Annotated in this window: 5 protein-coding genes; 2 read left to right on the top strand and 3 right to left on the bottom strand. The window is 50.3% G+C overall.

The window, feature by feature from the left end:
- Positions 1-2: 2 nt before the first annotated feature.
- The 3 genes from BP822_RS04190 to BP822_RS04180 all read right to left on the bottom strand — a co-directional run bounded on the left by BP822_RS04190 (position 3) and on the right by BP822_RS04180 (position 2055).
- A complete protein-coding gene (locus tag BP822_RS04190; protein ID WP_286877790.1) occupies positions 3-773 on the bottom strand; it encodes a dihydroorotate dehydrogenase electron transfer subunit in 771 nt (256 codons plus the stop codon).
- A complete protein-coding gene (locus tag BP822_RS04185) occupies positions 770-1669 on the bottom strand; it encodes a dihydroorotate dehydrogenase (protein ID WP_286857847.1) in 900 nt (299 codons plus the stop codon). Before BP822_RS04185 ends, BP822_RS04190 begins: the two co-directional genes overlap by 4 nt.
- A gap of 107 nt (positions 1670-1776) precedes the next feature.
- Positions 1777-2055, bottom strand: coding sequence for a winged helix-turn-helix domain-containing protein (locus tag BP822_RS04180; protein ID WP_013719840.1), 279 nt, complete (start codon positions 2053-2055; stop codon positions 1777-1779).
- A 379-nt stretch (positions 2056-2434) separates the two neighbouring features.
- On the opposite strand from BP822_RS04180, the gene BP822_RS04175 reads away from it, so the two are divergent.
- Complete coding sequence (locus BP822_RS04175; protein WP_013719839.1) at positions 2435-3766, top strand: phenylacetate--CoA ligase family protein; 1332 nt, start codon at positions 2435-2437, stop codon at positions 3764-3766.
- A 733-nt stretch (positions 3767-4499) separates the two neighbouring features.
- On the top strand, positions 4500-5093 hold the full coding sequence (locus BP822_RS04170; protein WP_048132313.1) for an acylphosphatase: 594 nt from the start codon (positions 4500-4502) through the stop codon (positions 5091-5093).
- The last annotated feature ends 18 nt before the right edge of the window (positions 5094-5111 follow it).

The following is a 5111-nucleotide window of genomic DNA, read 5'->3' as shown; positions in this document are numbered from 1 at the left end:
TTTCATCCCCTGCAGGGCCCCTTGACACCTGTCGGTCCGCGGCGGTACCGGCCAAACTCGCTCTCTAGAAGGCGATCAGCCCTGATCACCGGCCCTTCCACGCAGACTCTCAGCCCATCCGGATCCAGGCAGCATGATCCGCATATGCCCTCAGCGCATTTGAAGTAGCGATTGATGCAGGCCTGAGTTTTTTTGGCATGCTCTCGTGACCGGGAGATTACATCCCACATCATCAGCTCCGGGCCGCATAGATAGATCTGGTCGTAATCATCAAGGTCCAGAGCCTCAAGGCCCGCGGCCACCCGGCCGCGGATCCCGCTTGAACCATCGTCCGTGGTGACGATCGTTCTGCCCAGCCTCTGGAACCTCTTCAGGAATATCATATCGCTACAGCAGCGATAGCCGATCAGCGATGTGACCTCCATGCCCGCATTCATAGCCTGCTCGCCCAGGAAGGCCAAAGGCGCAGTTCCCACCCCGCCTCCGATGATCAGAATCCTTTCTCCCAGAAGAGTAAAACCCTTGCCAAGAGGTCCACGCAGCCCAATGCTCCTTCCCTCGCCCAGGGAATTGAGGGCCTCGGAGGCCTCACCCACCGACTGCACGGTGATGGTATCAGGTCCAGAGAAGCTCATGGGAACCTCATCCAGTCCGCGAATCCAGACCATGGCATACTGCCCGGGATGAGGATCCAGGCTCCTGTCCAGCCGGAGAGTCTTGATCAGAGGGGTTTCGGATTGGACTTCCATTATAACTGTATCGATAGGTCTCATGAGCACCTCCCAGCCATGCCGCACAGCTCTTCTAGAGTAATTGATTTCCTCCCCAGGTATGCAGACAGGCCGGATGTGATCTCCTCGAATACGCCATAGCCCTGCAAAAGGGCGGTCCCCACCTGAATAGCAGAGGCTCCTGCCATGATCATCTCCACCGCATCCTCCCAGGAGGATATTCCGCCCACCCCGATCACCGGGATCTCCAGACGGTAGGCAAGATCGTACACCGCACGAACGGCCACCGGCTTTATAGCCCGTCCGGATAGGCCTCCGAAGCGGTTGCCCAGAATGGGATAGCCGGTCTCAATATCTATAGCCATGGCCTTCAGAGTGTTGATGGCCACCACGGCATCAGCTCCTCCCCTTTGGGCGGCGAGCCCCAGCTCTAGGATGTCGGCGGTGTTGGGGGTTAGCTTCACCCAGACTGGAACGCTTGAGGCTGCCTTCACTGCCCCGGTCACCGATTCTACCAGATCGGGATAACGTCCCAGCTCGCTGCCGTACTTCTCGGCATGAGGGCAGGATAAATTAAGCTCCAAAGCATCAGCATCTAGGTTTCGAGAGATCTGAGCAAACTCCTCTGCGCTGGATGCGAAGATACTGGCGATGACAGGTACCCCCCCTTTTCTGGCAGCATCGATCTCGGCCTGAAAATCCTTATAAGAGGGATTGGGAAGGCCCATGGCATTGATGAGACCACAATCCACATGAACGATGCAGGGACCTGGATGGCCCGCTCTTGGCACAGAGCCAATGGATTTGGTGACGACCCCTCCTGCACCCGCTCGTGATGCGCGGCAGAGGGATGCGCCTGTAGTGCCCAGGATGCCTGCGGCGAGAAGGACCGGATTTTTCAGGTCGAGGCCGCCAGCATGGACAGAAAGCGATGGCATAGTGGGAGATGGTAGAAAAAGGATAAAAGCATTGGGATAGGCAATACTGCAAAGATGGCAGTACTTATATGATGATTACCGTATGATTGTTATCCCAAAATGAGAATTTAGGCCGATGTCGGAGTGGGGAGCGAATCCTGATATTCGGCCAGAGTGCTATGGACCTGATCTATCGCTTTCATCAGGTTCATTCCCTTCTCAGTCGTCTTATAGACCACGTGTGGTCCTTGGCTGGAGACTATCAGGTCGTTCTTAATGAGAAGCTGCAAATAGGGATCAGCCGTTCTGAAGTTAAGGTTTGCCTGATATACCACTTTTGTCTTGCGTGCTCCTTTTATGCAAATTCTAAGAATCTCTGAGATGATCTCATTTCTATTTCGTTTCATCATCTTCCTCCACTCTGGTCCTAATCTCTTGCCTGTATTATAGACGATTATGTCTAATCAGAAAAAAAAACTGTACTGAATTAGCTGCAATTAAAATCCTTATCATCTATCCTTAGCGTTTATTCGTGTTATAGATAATTGCTTAATGCATGCTGAGTTCAGATTTTGCGACAAAGAATTTAGCTATTGTTCCACTATTTGGATCCATCTCCCATTCTTAAGGCGTAATCGGTCCCGAATTCGGGTTGATAAGATACCTTGGGTATGCTTTTTAACTCCTTGCAGCGGAAGAATTGATATACCCTGACGTTTTCTCTCATGACACCGTGTAGCATTAGCAGCATCATACGAGCAAGATCAAATTCACCAGGGTATGAAAATGAATTACTGGCAACCGAAATTGGAGTTAATGGAAAGAAGTGAGCTGGAAGAGCTGCAGCTCAAGCGGCTCAAGAGCATCGCAGAGAAGGTCTACAATAGCGTTCCATTTTACCGCAATAAATTCAAGGAGGCAGGTGTTTCTCCAGATGATATAAAAAGCCTCAATGACCTGTCAAAGCTTCCAACCACTCGCAAGCAAAATCTCAGGGAGAACTACCCCTTTGGCCTTTTCGCTGTTCCTCTGGACGAGGTTGTGCGGGTTCATGCCTCTTCCGGAACGACGGGAAAGCCCACCGTGGTCGGCTACACCGCCAGAGACATTGAGACCTGGTCAGACCTCATGGCCAGAGACTTTGTGATGGCGGGGGTAAGAAAGGGAGACATATTCCAGAATGCGGTGAATTACGGATTCTTCACCGGAGGGCTTGGAGTTCACTATGGCATCGAGCGGATGGGTGCCATGGCTGTTCCTTCCGGTGTGGGAAATACTAATCGCCAGCTGGAGATCATGATGGATTTCGGGGTGACCGTCCTGCACTGCACGCCCTCTTATGCCCTCTACCTGGCAGAGACCGCCAAGGCCAATGGAGTGGTGGATAAACTCAAGCTGAGGATCGGCTGCTTTGGAGCTGAACCCTGGTCGGACGAGGCACGCAAAGAACTGGAGGAGGCCCTGAACATCAAAGCCTACGACTCTTACGGTCTCTCTGAGATGATGGGTCCGGGCGTAGCTTTCGAGTGTCAGGAGCAGAACGGTCTGCATATCTGGGAGGACCATTTCTTGATTGAGATCCTGGATAATAACGAGCAGCCATGTGCGCCTGGTGAGCCCGGCGAGCTGGTGGTTACCTCCCTGACCAAGGAGGCTATGCCTCTGATAAGATACCATACTGGCGATGTGACCTATATTATGGAAGAGAAATGCTCCTGTGGTCGCACCAGCAGAAAGCTGCATAGATTCCTGGGAAGAGCCGATGATATGCTCATTGTGCGGGGCATCAATGTCTTCCCCAGCCAGATCGAGGATGTCTTAGTGAGCATTCCAGAGATTGGAAACTACTTCCAGGTGGTCGTGGACAGAAAGAAGCACGGTCTGGATGAGATCAGCATTCAGGTTGAGCTGAAGGACGAGGCATTTACCGGTGAGTTGGCTGACTTGGCCCGGATCCGGAAGATCACTGAGGATAAGCTGAAATCGGTCTTGAATGTGCGGAGCAGGATAGAACTGGTGGAGAAAGGGTCGATTCCAAGAACGGCTGGTAAGTCAAAGAAGGTCGTGGACCTGCGAGACGTCTACGCCAAGGATGAGAGGGCAAAGGGAAAGAGCTGAAAGTATAGCTCTAAATCGCCTTCCTCACATTTTCTCCATTTTTTTCAATATTTTAAATACATATCGCAGGAGGGAAGAGTTATATAGTCTATAATTCTTAATAGTTATATACATCATCTCAATGCGCCTGTAATGCACCTGATGTATATTGTGATGACATATGCGGCACCGGCATGTTCCCTGATATGGATCGTTAGGCTGCGGCTTTAACGGCAAAAACCAATCTCCGGTTCCGAAATATGGCTAGAGGAGTAGAAGGACATGATTGAATTTGCAGAAAAAGGGAAATCCGATTCGAAGAATGGCCAAAGCGAATTCTTTGAGCATACCTGCGGTGCTGAAGATCAGAGAGATTGCATTATGATGAAGCACATCATCATGGCCGAGGTTCGCAAATCCAATGTACCTTCTTGGGTCTCAGATGAGTTGGAGAAAAAGTTCGAATGTCTCGGCTGCTGGAATTCTCTGGGTGGGAAGCCGAAGATTGAGCTTTTGCATCGTTCGCATGGACGATAGATCATTCTCAATTTCAGGATGAGGCCTGAAATTGGCAGAGCATTGCTGGTATAAGAATCCATGTGATCGAATGATTCCTTATGATTTCTAAAACTCCGGATTTCCTGCACAAGTGGCTAAATCCGTTATCGTTAAAGATAGCTTTTCTGCAAAATTCAGATTTGTGGCAATCCTCCCTGGAAAGATTTATATTCAAAGGCACATAATATGCGATTTAATGATGCGATTGACTGCCATGATCTCGGGCAAGGTGCAGCGGGTTGGCTATCGCGCAAAGGTAGTATCTGCCGCTCAAAACCTGGGGCTGACAGGTTTTGTCCAGAACCGTCCGGATGGTCACGTCCTGCTGATTGCCGAGGGCAGCAGGGAAAACCTGGAGAAGCTCGCATCAGCTATAAAGATAAAGGATCTCCTCATAGATGTGCATGAAATTGAATCTGAGTTCTCAGAAGCTTCGGGTGCTTATCCAACCTTCCGAAAAATGACTGGGCCGGATGAGGTGGGTGAACGCCTTGATGATGGTATAGAGATTCTGAAAGAGCTCGTCGTAGGGGTCAGAGTAATCGCATCAAACACGGAAAAGCTTCTTTCGATAACAGGCAACGGCTTTGCCGAGTTGAATGGAAAGATGGACCAAATGCTAGACAAGCAAGACCAAATGCTAGACAAGCAAGACCAAATGCTAGACAAGCAGGACTCCACTATTGGAGAAATACAAAAATTGAGGTCTGACATGAAGTGTCATCTGGATCGGAGATTCGATCGCATCGAAGGCTATCTAAATGTACAAAAAGAAGAAAGCTTGCCATAAGTGAGAGTGGGCTCGCAT

Origin of the sequence: Methanosaeta sp. UBA458 (assembly GCF_002496085.1) — an archaeon.
Classification (GTDB): Archaea; Halobacteriota; Methanosarcinia; order Methanotrichales; family Methanotrichaceae; genus Methanothrix; species Methanothrix soehngenii.
This window is presented reverse-complemented; position numbering and strand designations above follow the sequence as displayed.